The organism is Streptomyces sp. NPDC001351 (assembly GCF_042896045.1).
Taxonomy (GTDB): Bacteria; Actinomycetota; Actinomycetes; order Streptomycetales; family Streptomycetaceae; genus Streptomyces.
Map to the genome: position 1 here is coordinate 308,017 of NZ_JBIAWS010000010.1, position 19,615 is coordinate 327,631.

General features: G+C 67.8%; 16 protein-coding genes and 8 pseudogenes. 15 read left to right on the forward strand and 9 right to left on the reverse strand.

From position 1 onward, the window contains the following. Nucleotides 1-99 precede the first annotated feature (99 nt). Nucleotides 100-699: a hypothetical protein gene (locus tag ACFY1U_RS34355; RefSeq protein ID WP_390698040.1), complete on the reverse strand. Its 600-nt coding sequence runs from the start codon at nt 697-699 to the stop codon at nt 100-102. Between the two features lie 614 nt (nt 700-1,313). Between ACFY1U_RS34355 and ACFY1U_RS34360 the strand changes: the two genes are divergently transcribed. Together ACFY1U_RS34360 and ACFY1U_RS34365 are read left to right on the forward strand one after the other, a co-directional pair. Next, a complete protein-coding gene (locus ACFY1U_RS34360) occupies nt 1,314-2,051 on the forward strand; it encodes a DUF4352 domain-containing protein (protein ID WP_390698041.1) in 738 nt (245 codons plus the stop codon). Nucleotides 2,052-2,301: 250 nt separating this feature from the next. Next, nucleotides 2,302-2,745, forward strand: a complete 444-nt coding sequence (locus ACFY1U_RS34365; protein WP_390698042.1) for a hypothetical protein — start codon at nt 2,302-2,304, stop codon at nt 2,743-2,745. A 29-nt stretch (nt 2,746-2,774) separates the two neighbouring features. Here ACFY1U_RS34365 and ACFY1U_RS34370 read toward each other — a convergent pair whose 3' ends face one another. From ACFY1U_RS34370 to ACFY1U_RS34380, 3 genes and pseudogenes are all read right to left on the reverse strand, one after another. Continuing rightward, nucleotides 2,775-2,915 carry a hypothetical protein gene (locus tag ACFY1U_RS34370; protein WP_390698079.1) on the reverse strand — a complete coding sequence of 47 codons (141 nt, stop codon included), beginning with the start codon at nt 2,913-2,915 and terminating at the stop codon, nt 2,775-2,777. Nucleotides 2,916-3,003: 88 nt separating this feature from the next. Continuing rightward, nucleotides 3,004-3,195, reverse strand: a pseudogene (locus tag ACFY1U_RS34375) (transposase); the annotation flags it as partial. A 190-nt stretch (nt 3,196-3,385) separates the two neighbouring features. After that, a pseudogene (locus tag ACFY1U_RS34380) lies at nt 3,386-3,607 on the reverse strand (transposase); the annotation flags it as partial. A gap of 725 nt (nt 3,608-4,332) precedes the next feature. Between ACFY1U_RS34380 and ACFY1U_RS34385 the strand changes: the two are divergent. From ACFY1U_RS34385 to ACFY1U_RS34395, 3 genes and pseudogenes are all read left to right on the forward strand, one after another. Further along, nucleotides 4,333-5,492 (forward strand): annotated as a pseudogene (locus ACFY1U_RS34385) (IS3 family transposase). An 80-nt stretch (nt 5,493-5,572) separates the two neighbouring features. Continuing rightward, a pseudogene (locus ACFY1U_RS34390) lies at nt 5,573-6,734 on the forward strand (IS3 family transposase). 269 nt (nt 6,735-7,003) lie between these two features. Further along, nucleotides 7,004-7,264, forward strand: a complete 261-nt coding sequence (locus ACFY1U_RS34395) for a hypothetical protein (protein ID WP_390698043.1) — start codon at nt 7,004-7,006, stop codon at nt 7,262-7,264. Between the two features lie 168 nt (nt 7,265-7,432). Here ACFY1U_RS34395 and ACFY1U_RS34400 read toward each other — a convergent pair whose 3' ends face one another. Further along, entirely contained in the window at nt 7,433-7,681 is a 249-nt protein-coding gene (locus ACFY1U_RS34400) for a hypothetical protein (RefSeq protein WP_390698044.1), read from the reverse strand. A 581-nt stretch (nt 7,682-8,262) separates the two neighbouring features. Between ACFY1U_RS34400 and ACFY1U_RS34405 the strand changes: the two genes are divergently transcribed. Continuing rightward, a complete protein-coding gene (locus ACFY1U_RS34405) occupies nt 8,263-11,073 on the forward strand; it encodes a BTAD domain-containing putative transcriptional regulator (protein ID WP_390698045.1) in 2,811 nt (936 codons plus the stop codon). Between the two features lie 86 nt (nt 11,074-11,159). On the opposite strand, the pseudogene ACFY1U_RS34410 reads toward ACFY1U_RS34405, so the two are convergent. Next, a pseudogene (locus ACFY1U_RS34410) lies at nt 11,160-11,400 on the reverse strand (DinB family protein); the annotation flags it as partial. Between ACFY1U_RS34410 and ACFY1U_RS34415 the strand changes: the two are divergent. Continuing rightward, nucleotides 11,388-11,492, forward strand: a pseudogene (locus ACFY1U_RS34415) (hypothetical protein); the annotation flags it as partial. The pseudogenes ACFY1U_RS34410 and ACFY1U_RS34415 sit on opposite strands and share 13 nt — an antisense overlap. Before the next feature lie 96 nt (nt 11,493-11,588). Here the strand turns inward: ACFY1U_RS34415 and ACFY1U_RS34420 are convergent. Beyond that, nucleotides 11,589-11,915: a transposase family protein gene (locus ACFY1U_RS34420; RefSeq protein ID WP_390698072.1), complete on the reverse strand. Its 327-nt coding sequence runs from the start codon at nt 11,913-11,915 to the stop codon at nt 11,589-11,591. Here ACFY1U_RS34420 and ACFY1U_RS34425 point away from each other — a divergent pair. The 3 genes and pseudogenes from ACFY1U_RS34425 to ACFY1U_RS34435 form a co-directional block, all read left to right on the forward strand. Further along, complete coding sequence (locus tag ACFY1U_RS34425; protein ID WP_390698046.1) at nt 11,914-12,708, forward strand: WD40 repeat domain-containing protein; 795 nt, start codon at nt 11,914-11,916, stop codon at nt 12,706-12,708. The genes ACFY1U_RS34420 and ACFY1U_RS34425 overlap by 2 nt on opposite strands. Before the next feature lie 88 nt (nt 12,709-12,796). After that, nucleotides 12,797-13,009, forward strand: a complete 213-nt coding sequence (locus ACFY1U_RS34430) for a hypothetical protein (RefSeq protein WP_390698073.1) — start codon at nt 12,797-12,799, stop codon at nt 13,007-13,009. Nucleotides 13,010-13,130: 121 nt separating this feature from the next. After that, nucleotides 13,131-13,319 (forward strand): annotated as a pseudogene (locus ACFY1U_RS34435) (transposase); the annotation flags it as partial. 100 nt (nt 13,320-13,419) lie between these two features. On the opposite strand, the gene ACFY1U_RS34440 reads toward ACFY1U_RS34435, so the two are convergent. Next, nucleotides 13,420-14,502: a hypothetical protein gene (locus ACFY1U_RS34440; protein WP_390698047.1), complete on the reverse strand. Its 1,083-nt coding sequence runs from the start codon at nt 14,500-14,502 to the stop codon at nt 13,420-13,422. 115 nt (nt 14,503-14,617) lie between these two features. Between ACFY1U_RS34440 and ACFY1U_RS34445 the strand changes: the two genes are divergently transcribed. Next, complete coding sequence (locus tag ACFY1U_RS34445) at nt 14,618-14,740, forward strand: hypothetical protein (RefSeq protein ID WP_390698048.1); 123 nt, start codon at nt 14,618-14,620, stop codon at nt 14,738-14,740. A 474-nt stretch (nt 14,741-15,214) separates the two neighbouring features. Here ACFY1U_RS34445 and ACFY1U_RS34450 read toward each other — a convergent pair whose 3' ends face one another. Beyond that, entirely contained in the window at nt 15,215-15,598 is a 384-nt protein-coding gene (locus ACFY1U_RS34450) for a hypothetical protein (protein ID WP_390698049.1), read from the reverse strand. A gap of 437 nt (nt 15,599-16,035) precedes the next feature. Here ACFY1U_RS34450 and ACFY1U_RS34455 point away from each other — a divergent pair, with 437 nt between their 5' ends. The 4 genes and pseudogenes from ACFY1U_RS34455 to ACFY1U_RS34470 all read left to right on the forward strand — a co-directional run. Next, the gene (locus ACFY1U_RS34455) at nt 16,036-16,629 is read left to right on the forward strand and encodes an ArsR/SmtB family transcription factor (protein ID WP_390698050.1); all 594 of its coding nucleotides are present in this window, start codon (nt 16,036-16,038) and stop codon (nt 16,627-16,629) included. A gap of 32 nt (nt 16,630-16,661) precedes the next feature. Beyond that, nucleotides 16,662-17,918 carry an MFS transporter gene (locus tag ACFY1U_RS34460; RefSeq protein WP_390698051.1) on the forward strand — a complete coding sequence of 419 codons (1,257 nt, stop codon included), beginning with the start codon at nt 16,662-16,664 and terminating at the stop codon, nt 17,916-17,918. A 594-nt stretch (nt 17,919-18,512) separates the two neighbouring features. Next, nucleotides 18,513-18,863 (forward strand): hypothetical protein, encoded by a 351-nt coding sequence (locus tag ACFY1U_RS34465; RefSeq protein WP_390698052.1) that lies wholly within the window; start codon nt 18,513-18,515, stop codon nt 18,861-18,863. 150 nt (nt 18,864-19,013) lie between these two features. Next, nucleotides 19,014-19,420: pseudogene (locus ACFY1U_RS34470) on the forward strand (transposase); the annotation flags it as partial. Nucleotides 19,421-19,615 lie beyond the last annotated feature (195 nt).

A 19,615-nucleotide genomic window follows, 5' to 3' on the forward strand; every position in this document is an offset into this window, starting at 1 on the left:
GAGATCACCGTGGAGCGGGCCGACAAGTAGGTGCGCATGCCAGACTGCACTGAGGCCCCACCATTGTCCCCCCCCCGTAAGCGGCGGGGCTGCTGCTCGCTATTCCGCTGACTGCTGGTCCGTCTCCGCTAGCTTGCCGTACGAGTCCAACGACCAGCGGACTTCACCGTCGTCGGTGAAGTACAGCGTCGGCCGGTTGTTATGCAGCGTGGCTGGCGAATACCGCTGCGACAGGAACTCAGCTCGTCGCCGTGCTCCGAGGATAGCGACTGGCAACGTCAATCGCTCGCCCCGGACCGAGCCACGGGACTCGTAGACCTCTGCCGCGGTGTACGCGCTGCCGAACCGGACTTCCAAGTCACGCAGCGGCGCTTCACTGTCATTGACCACCTCGACCGACCAATGGCCAGGGATAGCGTCGGGATCCCTGCGAAGCATGCTTCTAGCTGCGGCGTCGGCATTTTGCTGTGAGTGGTACATGCGCACCTGTCTGGCCTGTGCCACACGCCGGTCCTCCGCTGTCGCGCGCAGCTCCGCACGCTCCAACTCCATCGTGGCGGACTGCTCGCTGATGAACACCCGTTGCTCGCGGATCTGGTCCCGCTGGCTCTTCAACGTCCACACCGCTGCGCCCGCGGCCGCCGTGGCGAAAGTGGTCCCCAGCCAAGTAGGAACGTCACCCCAGTTGATCGCGCTCACGGCCAGGAGAGTAGGTGCTTCCAGGGCGCGGCGGACAGTTTTCTGCACTTCCGTGACCGCCGTGGGCTGCCTTCCGTTGTCCTGCCGTGGAGATGCGACTCGGCGTGGAGGGCGGCCCGGCCGAGGGCTGCGAAGTCGTGGCGGAGACGAACGGTGGGTGCCCGCCGGCACGGCTGGAGATCAACGGAACCCTGTAGGTGGCCCGATGGTACGGCGCGCCACCGCACGAGGATGCGGACTGGCACTACTGCTGGCTACGGCCCTAGACCGGCTCGGCGGTTGCGGAGGCGCAGCCGGCCTGGGCACGGCGCGGGCCATCCACCGGCCGTCGGAGAGGAACTTCGGCGTCATGGTGGGCAGATAGCCCTTGTCGATGAGCTGCGCGAGAGCCTCGGCGCACTCTTCCTCGGTGTCCGCCTGCACCCCGATCCGAATCGCCATGTCGTCAGTGTGGCGCGGGAGTTGGGGGGCCGCGTGCGGAGTGCGCGAGTCCGGATTCGAACCTCCCGCCCACCTCCTGCCCCGTTCGTGTCACAAATCGCTCTCACTCTCTTCACGTGGTGCTTACACCGGATATATTCACGCGGCACAGAAAGCAGCACCAAGGGGGGCACGTGAGCAATCAAAACCCGCAACAACCCGGATGGGCACAGCGACCAGCTCAACCAGGCTGGACCCAACCGCAGCAGCAGTGGGGGGCACCGCAACAACCCGGCTGGGGCGCACCGCCGCCGCCGAAGAAGAGCCCCGTCGGGAAGATCCTCGGCTTCGGCTGCCTCGGCATCATCGGCCTGACCGTCGTCATCGCGGTCATCATTTCGGTCGCCAGTAGCGGCGGCTCGGGCAGCTCTGTCACATCCACGCCCGCATCCGCGACGGCCCGGGCCGGCCACAGCGCCGGGGCCAAGTCCGGCGCGAACGCCAGGAAGCCCGACGTAGCGAAGATCGGGGACACCATCAGCCTCAAGGGAACCGACGACGGCAGCAAACTCGACGTAACCGTCGTCAAAGTCGTCGACCCAGCCAAGCCAGCCGACGAATTCACACAGGCTGGCGCGGGCAAGCGTTTCGTCGGCGTCCAGTTCCAGCTCGTCAACACGGGCACCGCCGCCTACAGCGACAGCCCGTCGAACGGGGCGCAGGTTGCTGATCGTCAGGGGCAGCAGTTCGAGTCGACGTTCGGGGACATCTCGGCCGGGCCGTCGATGTCTTCGGACGTGAGGTTGAAGCCAGGGGCGAAGGCGCTGGGGTGGATCGTGTTCGAGGTGCCGAAGGCTTCGAAGGTGACCACCGTGCACTTCGCGATGGACTCGGGGTTCGCGGACCAGACGGGTGAGTGGAAGCTGTCCTGAACCTCAGCATGTTGCGGCCCCGCAGGGTGTGGCCGGGGCGGGGCCGTCGTCATGCGGTGGGTGCCTCGCCGGGCAGGAAGTGCTTGTTCCACATCGGGCACACGTGACCGCATTATTCCGATCACGCACACCAGAACCATGGGGGGACCATGACTGAACTGCCGCAGCCGCCGATGCCAACTTCCCGCCCGAGCCGCCGACGCCGAAGAAGTCCCGCACGAACCTCGTCATCATCGGCTCAGCGGCCGCCGTGATCGCCGCGATCGTGGGCACCGGCATCGTGGTTGTGCAGACCAGAGACGACAGCAAGCCGGCCGCGGCGGCCAGCGCGACTAGCAGCCATCCGGCGGCCCAGGCCGACGCGCCATCCCCCTCCCCGTCGTACGAGGAGGTCACCGCCGACAGCTTCACGATCACGCTGAAGACCACCAAACGGCAGTGCTTCGGGTCGGCGGGCTGCAATCTCACGGTGGAGCCGGATCTGACGCTCCTGGTCGACAGCGCGAACATCGACCCGGCCGCAACGTACGACATCACCTACGAGATCCACGGCGCCGAGGACGGCCCGGTCATCGAGACGGCGGAGCTGTCGGATCAGACGAGCCTGAACTACACGCCGTCTTTGATCCAGACCTCTTCGGTGAGCAAGAAGGTCACGGTGGAGATCACCGACGTCACGGCCCAGGGGTCGTAGGACGAACCTGCTATGTGGCCTAAGAGGCCCTAACAAGGGCGTTGGACGTGTCGGTGGGTGATGAGGCAGGTGGCGAGGCCGAGGAAGGCTTCGTGGATGTCGTCGCGTCGTTCCCAGTAGGTGCGCAGGCGGCGGAGGCCGTGCAGCCAGGCGATTGTGCGCTCGACCACGTAGCGGAAGATGCCCCCCGGTCGGTGCCGTGGGGTTGGCCTCTGCGATGACCGGGCGTATGCCGCGGGCCCAGAGCAGTCGGCGGTATGTGGCGTGGTCGTCGCCGCGGTCGGCGAGGAGGGCGTCGGGCCGGTGCCGTGGCCGGCTGACGCTCCCGGCGACGGCGGGGATCTTGTCGAGCAGGGGCAGGAGTTGGGTGTCGTCGTTGCGGTTGCCGCCGGTCAGTGACACCGCGAGCGGGATGCCCTGGGCGTCGGCGATGAGGTGGGCTTGCTGCCCGGTCGTGCGCGGTCGACCGGGCTGGGACCGCTGTTGGGCCCCGCCGAGCGGCCCGCACGTGGGAGGAGTCGATCACCGCCCGCGACCAGTCCAGCTTCTTGGCCGAGCGCAGCTTCTTCAGCAGCACGAGATGCAGTTGGTCCCACACCCCGGCCTCGTTCCACGCGGCAAGGCGCCGCCAGCAGGTCATGCCCGAGCCGAACCCCAGCTCCTGGGGCAGGTACTCCCACTGGATGCCGGTATGCAGCACGAACAAGATCCCGCACAACGCCTGCCGGTCCGGCACACGAGGCCGGCCCTCCACCAGCTTCGGACCTGGCACGGGCAGCAACGGCTCGATCAGCGACCACAGTTCGTCCGAGACGATCCACGGCCGCGACTGACGTGTTCCCACGACCAGGCCAACGACCATCCACACCGAAAGTCACATGATCAATAGCTTCTGTTAGGACTTCTTAGGGGCGAGGTTGGGCGGTCGCAGGTTTGACCTGCCGATTCTCTGTCCTGGCCAGAGTCTGCCGAACTTGCCTCCACGGACCCTGGTTCCCCATGAGTCCGCGTCCGTTCTGGCACGAGAGTGGCATGGCCACCGCGGCGTGTGCCCTCGATGCGAACTATGGGCGCGATGGTTTCCGCCGGCCAAGCGCGTAGGCAGCACAGACCGCTGTCACCGTCATGACGATCCGGATGACCTTGTCCGACTCGGAGAGCGCAAAGATTGTGAGTACGGCGACGTAGCTCCGTTCCCACCATGCGCTGTTTCGCCAGTGGCTCCGGTTCCCGGACATCACCAAGCGAGCGATGACCAGCATGAGGCCGACTCCAACGCACAACCCGAGGGCGTACCGGTCTGCGGCCTGCATGCCTTGTCCTCTGCTTCTGATGCCCTACGTGCTCAGCCTGGACACTACCGCCGCGGCCCGCGCGCTCTTGTCTCCGAGGTCGCACACAGTACTTCTGGAAGTGGTGAGCCAAGTCACTCACGTGCGGCAGCCCACCGTGGCTAGCCCTGTGACCTGCGCGGACGCCGGTATCAGTGGATCTGCCGCACGATCGGGTGACAGGTTTGACCTGCCCCACCTCTCAAGTTCCAGTTCTGGTGGCTAACTGACAGCCCTTCACGGAATGCTGGCAGCCATGCCTCGTCCCTATCCTCCGGAGTTCCGGGCGCGTGCCATCGCGCTGGTCCGCGCCGGCAAGCAGGCCAAACAGACGGCGGTGTAACTCGGCATCCATCCCGTCACGTTGTCGAAGTGGTTGCGGCAAGACGACATCGACAACGTGCGGCGGCCGGGAACGCCGTCGAGCGAGTCTGCTGAGTTGCGGGCCGCGCGCCGGCGGATCCATGAGCTGGAAACCGAGCTGGCGATCGTCCGGCAGACGGCGAAGTTCCTTGGCGAGGACAAGCCGGCCCCAAAAGGCTCTACCCGGTGATCGACCGACTCGTCGATGCCGGGGCACCGGTCAACAGGTGCTGCCGGATCCTTGGCGTCGCCCGTCAGAACTACTACAAACACAAGCGCACACCGACCACTCCACGACAGCTACGGCGGGACTGGGTGACCGGACTGAACCGAGAGGTTCACGTCGCTTCCCGCGGCACCTACGGCTACCGCCGCATCCACGCCGAGCTCACCCTGGGCATGGGCATCCGGGTCTGCAGCAGGACCGTGTCGGTGCTGATGACACAGGCCGGGATCCACGGGCTGCCCGGACTGGTGCGGATCAAGCGGCTGCGTGGTGTCGTCACCGCCGACGACCTGGTCAACCGGAAGTTCCATCGGTTGCGTCCCGACGAGCTGTGGGTCACCGGCATCACGCAACACCGCACCAGGGAAGGGTGGGTCTACTGCGCGGCGGTCCTGGATGCGTTCAGCCGCAGGATCGTGGGCTGGTCCATCGACTCACGCCAGGACTCCACCCTCGTGGTCAACGCGCAGGACATGGCCATCCGCAACCGCCGCCCTGAGCCGGGCGGGATCGTTCACGCCGATCACGGCACCCAGTTCACCTCCTGGGTCTTCGGCGAACGCATCCGCTCCGCCGGCCTCCTGCCGTCGTTCGGCACCGTCGGGGACGGCCTGGACAACGCGATGATGGAGTCGTTCTGGTCCTCGATGCAGATCGAGCTGCTCAACCGCAAGCGCTGGAAGACCCGGGTCGAACTGGCCAACGCGATCTTCGAGTTCATCGAGATCTTCTACAACCGCCAGCGACGACATTCAGCACTGGGGTACCGCACCCCCATCGAGTACGAACTACTCTCCGCACAAGACACCATCCACGCCGCCAGTTAGCCACCGCAGCTGGAACCCAAACCGCGGGGCAGGTCATCTGAACTGGCTTGCCCTGTGGGGTGGGTGGGAAGGATGTCGCTGTGCCCAAGCCATATCCGGAAGAGTTCCGCGAGGACGTCGTGCGGGTCGCGAGGAACCGTGGCCAGGGGGTGACGGTCGAGCAGGTGGCGAAGGACTTCGGCGTCCATCCGATGACGCTGTGGAAATGGATGCGCCGCGCGGACATCGATGACGGATCCAGGCCCGGGACGACCAGCCAGGAGAGCACGGAACTGCGGGAAGCGCGTCGGCGGATCAAGCTGCTGGAACAGGAGAACGAGGTCTTGCGCCGGGCTGCGGCCTATCTTCCGCAGGCACATCTTCCGGGAAAAGGATCTACCCGCTCGTGAAAGAGCTGGCCGCGGACGGGGTGCCCGTCACGGTGACGTGCCGGGTGCTCAAGCTCGCCAGACAGCCCTACCACCGCTGGCTGGGCAAGCCGGTTGCCGCCGCTGTCCTGGAGGAGGCGTATCGCGCGAACGCACTGTTCGACGCCCACCGCGACGACCCGGAGTTCGGCTACCGGTTCCTTGCCGATGAAGCCCGTGGCGCCGGAGCCGGGATGGCGGACCGGACCGCGTGGCGGATCTGCCGGGACAACCGCTGGTGGAGCGTGTTCGGGAAGAAGCGCGGCAGGAGCAAGAAGGCCGGCCCGCCGGTGCATGACGATCTCGTGAGCCGCCACTTCACCGCGTCCGGCCCGAACGGCTGTGGCTCGCAGACATCACCGAACACGCCACCGGCGAAGGGAAGTTGTACCTCTGTGCGGTCAAGGACGTCTTCAGTAACAGGATCGTGGGTTACTCCATCGACGCCCGGATGAAGTCCCGCCTGGCCGTGGCAGCCCTGGACAACGCCGTTGCCCGACGCGAGCACGTCCACGGGTGCATTCTGCACAGCGATCGCGGTTCGCAGTTCCGGTCCCGCAAGTTTGTCCAGGCTCTCGTCCGCCACCGGATGGCCGGCTCGATAGGAAGAGTTGGGGCAGCCGGCGACAACGCAGCGATGGAGTCGTTCTTCAGCCTGCTACAGAAGAACGTCCTCGACCGCCGAAGCTGGACCACCCGCGAGGAACTGCGGATCGCGATCGTGTCCTGGATCGAGAGGACCTACCACCGGCGCCGCAGACAAGCCGCCCTCGGCCGGCTGACACCCGTCGAATTCGAGATCGTCATGACCACACTGGCCCTCCAGGCCGCGTGACCGAACCTGTCACCCGAACCTTTCACAGACGACGGTGAGCTGGCAAGCCTGGTGGCGGCACAAGCTGACCGCGGTCGCTTGCTGGGCCAGTTGCACGTGACGTGATCGCGGCCGCCGTGATCAACCTTCGATTGGGCTGTGGCTTGCCTGGCAGACCGGCCGCTGTCGGCGAGCCTTGCCCGCCGCGTGCGACGGCACGAGCACAGTGGTCGTCTGTGAGATCAACGGCCTTGGTGGCACGATGAGTTGGGGCGGAAGGCGGGGGTTTCGTGCGGGGTGACAGGCGGCAGATTCAGACGGCGGTCCTGGGCGGAGCGGACTGGGAGGAGCCGCTGATGCTGCCGCTGGAGGCGATCGAGCGGGACGCCTTCCGCCGCCGTCACGAGCACGACACGTTCTGGTGCGGGCTGCTGCTCGGTGGCTGCGGCCTGCAGCTGATCACCAAGCTGTACACCGACCGGGCCTGTCATTTCGCCCATCGCGCCCACCCTGCGCCGTCGTCCTCAGGCCGGTGGCAAGTGGGACCTTGACGAGGTGTTCATCAAGATCAATGTGGAGGGCGCTGGACGAGGCGAGGTATTCACTGGAGTGCGGGCCGTCACCGACTGGAAGGTGGCGGCCCGCAAGGGCGGCTAGGACTTGGTCAGACCCGCGAGCCTACGAGGTCACCGGGCCGCCCATACCGCCTCGATCTCGCTTTACACGGCACCACCGCACTTCCACGTCTGGGAGCCGCTTTCGTTGTAGATGCAGACACGTGACTTGTAGCCCGAGTCGTCCCAGTACCAGCCGGTGTTGTCCGCCTTGTCGACCACGTAGTGCTCGGAGGACACCATCGTCCACGCGCCGTTGTGATACCGCTCGAGGTACATGTAGCAGCCCTGGCCGCTCCAGGACTGAACCAGCCCTTGCGCGAACCAGTTGCCGTTCTGCTTCTCTGTGTTCATCCACCCCTTGCAGCTAGCGTCGGTCACCACGGAGGTGGGCTCGAACACCACGTCGGTGGGTGCGAAGCCGCTGGGACGCGTGATGCTGGGGGATTGCCCCATTGCCGGGATTGAGGGGCTGGCGCTGGCCTGCCCGGCGAAGGCACCCATGAGACCGAGGAGCGCTGCAGCTCCCCCCGTGCCTAGGCGAACACCGATCTTCTTTTTGAGCATGAGCTCCTCGTTTCTGCTGGTCGTGGGACGAGCGGCGGGACAGCGGTTCACTTCTCCGCCATTGCGGGGACATCGGATGAGCCGATGCCCCTGCTGTGTTCACGTCATCGAGTTCAGCGGGCCTTGCCTGGTCAGGGCGCTCGCCACTCCGCCGGCGAGTGACTTCGTTCGGGTCCTCATGTCGGTTCTCCCGAGGTCCGAGGATTCCGGGTCCGGTTGACGCCCCGAAGTGCTGGTTTTCGGCGCGCAGATCCAGGTTGTCTCCCGGGCGCACAGATGGCGCACAGATGCCGTACACGGCCGCTGGGTGCGGTGTTTTAGTGGACTGGGTCTGTTTCCGGTGTGTGACGTGCGACTAGGGGGATCGGGTGGAGTTCCGGCTGCTGGGACCGGTGGAGGTGCGCCACGGTGGCGACGTCCTCGCGTTGGGCGGGCCGCGTCAGCGAGCCGTGCTGGCGGTACTGGCACTGCGCGCCAACGAGGTCGTCACGGTCCGGGCCCTCGTCGAGGCGGTGTGGGAGACGGCGCCGGCGTCGGCGGACACCAACATCCGGACCTATGTCGCGGCACTGCGGCGGTTGTTGCGCGAGGGCGGGGAGCGGCTGGTCACCCGGCCGGCGGGCTATCTGTTCGCCGCGGCGCCCGACGAGGTGGACGTGCTCGCCTTCGAGGAGTTGGCGCGCCGCGGCGACCGGGCATTGTCGGAACGTGACTTCGTCGGCGCGGCCGAGTTCTTCGAGCGGGCGCTGGAGTTGTGGCGGGGAGAGCCGCTGGAGGATCTCCAACTGGGGTCGGGGCCCATGATGGACATCGTGCGATTACGTGAGCGTCGGCTGGCGGTGGCCGAGCGTCATGCCTGGGCCCTGGTGGGCGCAGGCCGCCACGCCGACGCGGTCGCGGAAGTACGGCCGCTGCTCGCCCGGCATCCCCTCCGGGACGGGCTGTGGGAGGCACTGATATCGGCCTTGTTCCAGGCAGGGCATCACGCCGAGGCGCTGGACGCCTACGAGCGCATGCGGACGGTGCTGGCCGAAGAACTGGGCAGCGACCCCTCCCCGGCACTGCGGCGGCTGCACCAGCGGATCCTCACCGTCGACCCGGCGGTGTCCGGTCCGCACAGCACGGGTGTGCCCGATCCGATACCGCGTCAGCTGCCCGCGCCACCGCCGTCGTTCACTGGCCGCACCACCGAACTGGCCACCCTGACCGGCGTCCTCGACAAGGCGGCGGCGGGCGGCACGGTGGTGATCTCGGCGCTGGCCGGCGCCGGCGGGATCGGCAAGACATGGCTCGCCTTGCACTGGGCCCAGCAGCACCTCGACCGGTTTCCGGACGGGCAGTTGTTCATCGATCTGCGCGGCTTCGCGCCCGACGCGGACCCGCTCGCCCCGGGCGCCGCCCTGAAGGCGTTCCTGCAGGGTCTGGGCGTTGCGCCGGGCCTCCTCCCGGCGGACGCCGACGCCCTGGTCGGGCTGTACCGCAGCCATGTGGCCGACAAGCGCATGCTGATCGTGCTGGACAACGCCCATGATCTCGAACAGGTCGCACCGCTGCTGCCGGGCAGCCCAACGTGCGCGGTATTGGTAACGAGCCGGGACCGTCTGACCGGGCTGGTCACCGCGCACGGCGCCCATCTGCTCCCGGTGGACGTGCTGCCGGAGTCCGAGGCACGAGAACTGCTGGCGCGCCGGCTCGGCGCCGAGCGGCTGGCCGCCGAACCCGAAGCGGTGGACGACCTGTTGACCCACTGTGGCGGATACCCCCTCGCCCTGGCCATCATCGCCGGACGCGCCGCCGCGCACCCCGGCTTCCCGCTGCGGGCGCTGGCCGATGAACTGCGCGACGGCACCGCTCGGCTGGCCGCGCTGGACGAAGGCGACCCGACCGCCGACCTCTCCTCCGTGCTCTCCTGGTCCTACACCGCTCTTCCCACCGCCGAGGCGGAGATGTTCGCGCTCCTCGGCAGCGCGCCCGGCACGGAACTGGGTGTTCCCGCCGTGGCCGCCCTGGCCGCCGTCCCCGACGCGAAGGCGCGCACCGTCCTGCGAGCCCTGGAGCGCGCTTCGCTGGTACAACAGAGCGTCCCCGGCCGCTGGCGGATGCATGACCTCGTACACCTCTACGCCGGTGAACGGGCCGACCAGGACCTCTCTCCACACACCCGTGAGGCGGCCCTGGACCGGCTGCTCGGCTTCTATCTGCACACCGCCGAAAACGCCGAGCGGCTGATCAATCCGGACACCCAGCCGTTGCGGCTCGGTCCGCCCGGACCCGGCGTCGAGCCCCTCACGTTCGACGACGAGGGTTCCGCACTGGCGTGGTTCGACACCGAGCACACCAACCTGCTCACCGCCCTCCGGCTCGCCGTCGCCCGGGGCTGGCATCGCTCGGTCTGGCAGTTCGCTCTGGCGCTGGACGCCTACCACGTCCGCCGCGGTCACCTCCATGACGACCTCGCCGCCTGGCAGGCCGCGCTCAACGCCGCCGACCACCTCGACGACCCCGAAAGCCGCGCCCTGGCGCACCGGCACCTCGGCGTGGCCCACGCCGACCTCGCCCGACACAACGAGGCACTGGAACACTTCCGGGAGGCACTCGCGCTGGCCGAACAGGCCGACGACCTCGCCGGACAGGCTCGCACCCACCACACACTGGCCTGGGCGTGGGGACGGCGGGGCGAGTACCGGCCGGCCCGCGAACACGCCACCCGTGCCCTCCACATGTTCCAGGCCCTAGGCAACCCCGTCCGCGCGGCCCGGACCCTCAACCAGGTCGGCTGGTACTCCACCCGACTCGGCGAGCACACCGAGGCGCGCGGCGCCTGCGAGGCCGCGCTGGAGGCGCACCGTAGGCACCACGACCGCGAAGGCGAGGCACACACTCTCGACAGCCTGGGCCACATCGCCCACCACACCGGCCGGCTCCCCGAAGCGCTGGAGTACTACCGGCAGGCCCTGGCCCTGTACCGCGAGCTCGGCCATACCTACTCCGAGGCCGACACCCTTGACCGCCTGGGCCACACGCATCTCACCGCCGGCCGGGCCGACTCCGCCCGCGTCACCTGGCAGAAAGCCCTCGACCTGTATCACGCCCAGCACCGCACAGAGCAGGCCGACCAGGTCCGGCACCAGCTCAGCACCCTCGACGAGCCCAATGGGCCGGACGCGAAAGAAGGTTGAGCCGAGGTCACCCGCCGCGCCATGAGACTCCGGGCCCGCCGATAAGGCCCGGAGTCTTGTGCGTCACGGCACCCGGTACGAGGGGCATCGAGCTGTTTCAGCGCCTCGTCAGCGGTCCCCGCGTAGGCGAATGTCTGGCAGTCGACGTCCTGACCGCCGAAGTACCATCCGACCCGATAGCCCAGGCACGAAACGATGATGTGCGCCAGCCGCCAGGCAATCGTGGTCACCGGCGCCGACACCGGGGGCAGGGGACGCGGAGTCCATCGTCCATTCCCCCGAACCTTCCGACATCGGTGCGGCCGACGTGCCACGTGGGCGGATGGTCGCGGTTGATCCAGGATGCCAGTCAGCCGTTGTCCCAGCCGTTGAGCGGAGGGAAGGGGCCGTTCAACTCCATTGCCTTCAGCCCGAACGGGAGATTACTCGCGGCCGGTGCTCAGGACGGGTCGCTGCAGCTATGGCGCTTTTCCGGTTCCGCCAGGCCCGAACTGATCAGCCATACGCCGAGCGATTCACGCGGGACCCCGGTAGGGCTCGCTCACACCGTCAACCTGCTCAACGAACGTCCGCCGTTGGCAGGTTGGGGTATCGCAGAAGAACCGGCGGACGGTCAGTCGAACCAGCACCGGCCTGCCGGCGACGGGACAGTCGTCCAGCTGACGACCGTAACGGCTGTGGACCCGGCGGGATGCGACACCGCAGTCCGGACACGTTCTCGATGAGTATGTGCTGGACAGGCGGACCAGTGTCCCATCCACGAGCGCCTTCACACACTCCACCCGCACACCACGAATCCCGGGAAAGAACACGCCCTCGGCCGGTAAGCAGACATCCCCCATGACCAGGGCGTTCCCGTGGGCACAGCCCCTTGACCTCGGCTTTCACGAGATCGCTGACAGTACCACCTTCGGCCAGCACGACCGCACCATGCTCACGGTCAGCTATGACGGGGCGATGCGCCGCTGGAGCATCCGTGACACATCGCGGCCCACTCTGCTGGACAGCGGGTGGTTCGAGAAGGTGCCGGACGACGCGGACATCGACGCGTGGCCGAACGTCCTCGCGGTGAGCCCGAACGGACACACGATGGCCCTGGCTCGCGACCATGGAGTCGGAGTGGAGCTCTGGGACATCACCGACCTGCACCATGCGAAGAGGCTGGGAACCCTGGCGGCGAAGAGTAACTCCGTCTACACCACGCTTGCATTCAGCCCGAACGGACGTGTTCTGGCCGCCGGGAACCAACTCACCTCCTGGCTCTGGGATGTGTCGGATCCGCGCCACGCGACACTGCTCCACCAGTTCCCCAAAGGAACGGTCGGCTGGGTGGACCAGCTCGCATTCAGCCCCGACGGGCGACTGCTCGCCTCTCTCTACGCTGGCGAAGGGCAGGTGACCGTGTGGGACGTGCGCGATCCCAGGAACCCCACACATACCAAGCGCACAAAGCCCCTCAACGGCAGTGAGTACGGCCAGACCATGGCTTTCAGTCCGAAGGGGCATCTTCTCGCCGTGGGCAGCGACCGGGGAAAGATCCGGTTCTGGAGCGTCTCTCTCCGGCACTCCCACCCCTCGAGGAACCGCCGTCATCTTCACAGGAGCCGTTTCAACCCTCTCCTTCAGTCCGGATGAACGCCTCCTGGCCTCCGGTGGCGAGGACAACGCGATCCCCCTCTGGGACGTCTCCGCCCCCGCCCACCCCACCGCCTTCGGAATCCCCTTGACCGGCCACAGCCGCGCCGTCGAAACCGCCGTTTTCGCCCCGACCGCTCCCATCCTGGTCAGCGACGGCTACGACGGCACCATAAGGTTCTGGCCCACTGAGACCAGCCACGACGCCGACCTGGTCTGCACCGCGTCCGCGGGCACCCTCACGCCGGCCCAGTGGAAGCTGCACCTGTCCGGGCTGCCGTACAACCCTCCGTGTCCGTAATCGAGCGCGGCGAGCACGACAGGGCACGGAGGAGATTCGCCTCTGCTCCCTACCGGATTGCGAACGAGGGGAGGCGACCATGTCGGTCGGGTCCTCGCCGGGCTGGAGGAAGACGGGCACGATGATCCTGGCGGTCTTGGTCGTGCCGTCGGTGGTTCGGGCGCAGGGCCCGGGTCGACCGTGGCGGGATCACCGGCAGGTGATCAACGGGGTGCTGTGGCGGTTGCGTACCCGTGCTCCGTGGCGTGACCTGCCTCAACGCTATGGGCCGTGGCAGACGGTCTATGAGCGGTTCGCCCGCTGGGAGGCGGTCTGCTCAACGCCCGCGGGCCGTACGACATCTCCGACAATGACACGGCCCGTGATAGTGCGGAACCGTCGTGGCCAATGTCCCGCGACCGACCCGCTGCTCACACCAGGGTGACGTGCATGCCGCCCTCGGCCAGGACCTCGAGGACCTCGGCGAATAGGTCATAGGGCTCGCCGTCCGGTGTAAGAGTGTGGGACAGGTGTGCGTGTACGGTCGCGGCGTTCCGCCAGAGCAGGGTTGCGGGTGCGGTGTAGCCGAAGGACCCGCCCAGGCAGTCGTCAATGGCTGCGAGGCAGCCGCCGAAGTAGCCGCCAGGCCCGTTCACGGCCTCGCCGAGCGCCAGGTAGAGGCCCGGTTCGTCGGTGATGTGCTGACCGTCCAGTTCATAGGCGTGCCCAGGCGGCGGGTCACGATGGGTGCGTCGGCAAGCCCGCTCCCGGACGAGGTCGAGCCATGCCCACCGGCGCCGAGTATCGAGGTCGGCCCAGGCACCCTGGTTGTCTGGCGGACCAGCGAGCCATCGTTCCCAGATGGACTGCGCGTATTGCGGAACGGGCGTGAAGAACTCTCCGTCGAGCTCCAGGTCGATCAGATCCGTCCCGTAGGAGGATGGGCGCCAGGCGCTGACTCTGCTCCACAACAGGCGTTCGGTGAGCGGCTCGCCCTGGTCGTCCCGTATCTCCAGAGCGGCTTGCTCCAGGTCCAGCGCCCGCGGGGTCCCCTTCAGCAGTGCCGCTCGCAGCTGATCTCCCTGGGCGAGCCCCCGCAGGACGAGCGGGGGCGCGGACTGTTTGGGTGGCAGGATGCGGGTGATTTCCCGGCAGAACCCCAGCCAGCGGCTCCCGTCGTGCACCCGAACGCGCCCCCTGTGTCCCTCAGGTGGACCTTCGTAGTCGTCCAGCCCAGTGAGTACGAGACTGTCTGTCCCAAGGAGCTGGCCCAGGCTCTCCGCGTCCTGCAGCAGCCAGGGTTCGCGTGGATCGTCGTCCGGCACAAGCCATACTCGGTTACCGACCCAGTCGTGCACTTCTGCCTCTGGAACCCAGCCGAACAGCTCATAGGTCCCGCGCTGGGGTTCTCCGAACAGTCCTTCCGCCTCGGCACAAACGCCCCAGGCCTGCCCGTGTTCCGTCTCAGACAGCGTGTACCGCGTTCGCCTGCGATGGTCCTTGTCCTCGTCCATGGTGGAAATCATGTCGGGACCAGGTGCTCGCGGCGAAGGCATTCCCGCAGCCGGCCGTGCGATGAGCTGAGAGAAGCTGCCGGGGATCGCGAAAGCCGGTCAGCGGCAGGTCGGGGTGCTCCTGCAGGAGGCGCTGGCCGACGGCGAACTGCCCGTGCTCGCGGGACCCGAACCGCTCCAGCTGCGCCAGCAGCTGCTGGGCTCGCTCCGGCGCCGGTGGGCTGATGGTCATCTGTGACTTCTTGGTGAAGAGGGAGCGCCGCGCCCGCACGGTGGCGGGCACGGGGCTCCGGGGGGGCGGCTGCTGCTTGGCGGTGGTGTTCAGGGGCCTGCGCCCAGGACCGCAGGGCGGGCTTGTTCTCGACCTGGTTCGGGGCGGCCGGTTCGAGGCCGCGCACGTGGGCAACGTCCACCGACGTGGCGGGGAGGTCGGGGTGCGCGGCGAGCAGGGCGTCGGCTGCGTTGGAGGCCGCGGTGTAGGGGCTCGGGTGGGGGATGGTCATGGGTTCCTCGGATGGGGGGCTGTCGGTCGAGCGCTGTGGGTGAGGCCCGGTGCAGCCAGTCGCCGGTGACGTTGGGAGCGCGGCGGGCGCAGTACGCGATGAGCACGGCGACGGGCTGGCCGCGTTCCAGGTACCACCTGGCCGCTCACCGGGCCGGGAGTCGTCGTGGTGGATTCCAGGTGCTGTCGGTCCATTCGATCGACGTGCTGTCAGCCACGGGCGTTCCCGCCGTCCACGGGGTGGGTGTAGCGGATGGGCTTGCCGAGGCTGCGGGCGTAGTCGATCTCCCGGCGGGTGCTGTCGCCGATGTAGCCGCCGGGGTTGACCACGAGGACGTCGTCGGCGAGGTCGATCTTCCGCAGGTGTAGGTCGCCCAGGACCTGCTTGAGGCGGTCGGTCTGGGCCGGGTCGGCCCACAGGGGGTGGGGCTGCTTGAGGTTGCAGCCGGGCGCGAGGACGATCCGGCCGGCCGCGGTCTCGTACAGGTTGGCTTCGGCGAGTTGCTCCCAGTACGAGGTTGATCCGCACAGTACGACGATCGAGGGGCGGGAAGGCGAGCCGCAGGTGGTGGTTTGGATGGTGCCGTCCGTCATGGAAAGGCTCTCTCTCAGGTGATGGGGTGGTGCTGCTTGGCAGCCTGAACGGTGTCGACGGCCGCCGCACAGGCTTGAGGGGTGATCCGGCCGGGGCCGGGACGGTGGTTCAGCGGCCGTGGAATGCGGCGAGGTGCTCGATGCGGTGGGCGCGGGCTGCGGGCTCGGCGAGCTGCTTGACGTGGTGGGGCTGGTCGACGTCGCCCACTGGTGCAGTGGCGGTATGCGGAGCGTGCGCAATTCTTAGTTGAGCTGCCGCAGTTGGCCGCCGCCTACCGTGACGGAGCTCGGTGAGGCGGCGACGGGTCGGGGGCGCTACGGGCCTGCTGCCTGAAGACAGTCGGATCTGACCTCGTCGGTGCAGATCCGGACTCTGCCGCCGTGAAAACTCTGAAGCCATTATTGTGAAGTTTCTGCTTCACATCTACGGTTAGCGCATGCGACCGAAGCACGAGCCTGAACAGATCACCGACCTGTCACGGTTGAGGGCATTCATGAACCCGCTGCGGATGCAGCTCTACCGAATGCTGTACGCCGCGGGCACCGCGACCGCCTCTCAGCTCGCCGAGCATGTCGACGAGACGCCGTCGCTGGTCAGTTATCACCTGCGCAAGCTGGCCGAACACGGCTTCGTGGCCCAGGCGAGCAGCGAGGGCACCGACGGCCGCGAGCGGTGGTGGAGGGTGGCATCCGAGGAGGGCTGGGGCTTTCGCGACTCGGACTTCGCGGACACGCCCGAGGGCGCCGCCGCAGTCGGCGCGGTGACCCGCGGCATCTTCGACACCCGCGTCGCCCAGTACCGCACGTATCTCGACCAGAAGGCCGCCTGGGGCAAAGCGTGGACCGACGCGGCCTTCAGCTCCGAGTGGCTACTCGACCTCACCCCCGCCGAACTCTCCGAGATGAGTGACGAACTTGAGGAGCTGGCAAGGCGCTGGCGCGAGCGCGGCAAAGCTGCCAAGGCGGCCGGTGACACCGAGGACCGCGAGCACGTGTCCGTGCACCTCTACGGCTTTCCCTTCCGGCCCTGACCCGGCCTTTCCCCGACCTACTGGAGCCGGCCATGGCCACTACAGAGACAGCCCTGCCCGAATATGCCACCACACCAGGCCACCGCGACGGCAACGTACTGCGCTGGCTCACCGCCTACACCGCTTCCCTCGTCGGCGACAGCGTGTACTTCGTCGCCCTGGGCTGGTCCGCCCAGAAGGCCGCCGGCCCTACCGAAGTCGGTCTCGTCATGGCCGCCGGGGCGTTACCGCGGGCGATACTCATGCTCGGCGGGGGCGTGGTGGCGGACCGGCTCGACCCCCGTCGGGTGATTCTCGGCAGTGACACGCTGCGCTGTCTCCTCATCCTGGCGGCTGCCGCCGGAATCGCACTGACTGCGCCGGCCTTGTGGATCCTGGTCACGGTGGCGCTCGTCTTCGGCGCCGTAGACGCGCTGTTCGTACCCGCTGTCGGTGCCCTCCCGCCACGCATCACCAGTCCTGACCAGCTCGCCCGGGTCACCGGCATGCGCTCACTGTCGATGCGCCTCAGCCAGATCGCGGGCCCGCCGATCGGCGGCCTTGCCATGGGACTGGGCGGGCCTGCGGCCGCCTTCACCGTCGCCGGCGCGCTCTTCGCTCTGTCCCTGCCACTCCTGCTGACAGTACGGATACGGCCCCTCGGATCGCACGACGCGGAGCGGCCAGGGCCCGGCACCGTGCGGCGGGACCTGCTCGACGGGCTGCAGTACATCCGCCGGCACCAACTCATCGGCCCGCTCGTCGCCGCCGGCGCCATCTACGAACTCGGTCTCACCGGCACCCTCAACGTCGGCATGGTGCTCCTCAACGCCGAACGCGGCTGGGGCCCTTCCGGCTACGGCTGGATCGTCAGCAGCTTCAGCGCAGGAGCAGCAGCCAGCGCCGCACTGCTCGCGATCGCCGGCTGGCTGCCCCGCGCCGGCTTGATGATGACCGGCACACTGCTCGTGGGTTGCGCGGGCGCCGCCGCCATCGCCTTGGTGCCTACCCTCTGGCTCGCCGCGGTGCTGGCCGCAGTCATCGGGCTGTGCGCGGGCATCTTCGGCAGCCTGGACAACACCCTCATACAGACGGCGGCGGACCCGGCCTATCTCGGCCGGGTCACCTCCGTCGTCATGCTCACCATGGTCGGTCTCGCGCCCCTCAGCTATCCGCTCGTCGGCGCTGCCATCGGAGCCTGGGGTGCCGCACCGGTGTTCGTCGGCTGCGGCGCCTTCGCCAGCCTGGGCGTGGCCATCGCCCTGGCGTCCAGCGCGGTACGGCGCGCCGAACTGCCCCGGCGCAGTTGAACGGGTACCCCGCTATTCGGCCTGGCGGGCTGCGAGGTATCCGGCCCAGTTCTCACCGGGGAGCGTTGCCCAGCGTTCGGCTGGCTTGGGGTGGATACCGAGCAGGTCAGCGATAACCATGGGCGGCAGGTCGGCCAGGGAGTCCATCATGGCGGTGTTCCGAGCTGCGCGGTCGGGCAGACCGTGGTGTCTCAGCGTGTCGGCGAGGCCGAGGGGGTTGCGCAGGTGTCCAGGGCTTTGTCCGGGTAAGAGGTACCTTCGTCCAGCCGCGGTGTGGTGCCGGGGCGTGCTGTGGCGGAGCTGATCGTCGATCAGACGAACGAGCTTCGGCGGGCATGACGGTGGGCGACTTGCCCTCCAGCAGGGTGTTGAGGCGTTCCGCGTCGCGGGAGGCGAGCCAGGGCTGGGTGTACGGGCCCATGCGGAGCAGGATGCGCCCGGTGAACGGGGCTATCCAAGACGTCTCCGCTGCCGTGATCACACCAGCCATCCGGAGATCATTTCAATTGCCGACAGCCCGCCCCTCGGGGATCCTGACCATCCGGCAGGGGGAGTAGGCGAGATGGGACTGATGCTTTTCCCGGGGACGGCGACGTGACCAGCCCGGACGTCTCCTGGTCCTACACCGGCTTCGGGATGTTCAGGGAGTGGCTGGCCCAGACCGAGGGGTTCGCGCTCGCCGAGATGCGCGGCTTCGGCGGAGACCGCGACTGGTCCAGCGTCTCCACCATGCTGAAGCCACTCCTCAACCACCCAGATGACGACGGCCCCGACCTCACGCCCGCTCAATGCGCGGCCATGCTGCCCCGTTTGGAAGAAATCCTCGATCACGGACTGCCGGATGACAGCGACCCCGTCCTGCGACGGCGCATCGAAGACGTCGGTGAGCTGGTCACCGTCCTGCGGTCTTGCGTGGACAAGAACGTCGAACTCATCTTCGGCTGATCCGGGAACGCGGGGTGACCCATCACCGAGGGGCGGCGACGGCTCACAGTTACGGGACAGCCTTACTGGCGGATGCTCTAACTGATCGTTTCAGAATGAGTTGATCTGCGGATCTTGCGCTTGCTGATCTTGGTCGGCAGGGTATCTGGGGTGCGTTCTGATCTTGTTCCTGACGACCTGTGGGCGCGGGTGGCCCCGCTGCTGCCGCCTGTTCCCGAACGGCGCCATCGCCACCCCGGGCGGCTGCGCGTTCCCGGCCGAGTGGCACTCGCCGGTGTGATGTATGTGCTGCGGACCGGTGTCACATGGCGTGATGTCCCCGCAGAGACGGTGGGCTGCTCTGGGGTGACGGCCTGGCGCCGGCTGCGGGACTGGACCGAGGTTGGCGTGTGGCCGCGCCTGCACGCTGCCCTGCTGACCGAGCTTCGCCGTGTCGGCCTGCTGGACCTGGATGACTGCTCCGTGGACGGGTCGCACGTCCGGGCATTGAAAGGGGGGATCACGTCGGCCCCTCACCCGTCGACCGCGCCCGCCCCGGCTCGAAGCACAACCTACTGACTTCCTTGGGTTGTTTGTCGGGTGTTGGGTGGGGGGGCTGGTGGCGGTCGGGCGGGTGTCGATCGGGTCGGGTCGGAGTTGGATGTGAGGTAAGCGTGGGGGGGGGTGTGCTTGAGGTGTTCGTCGTGGGTGGAGGGGGTGTTGGCTATCGGGGTGTGCTGTGACAGTGGCCGGATGTCTTTGACCGGTTTCGA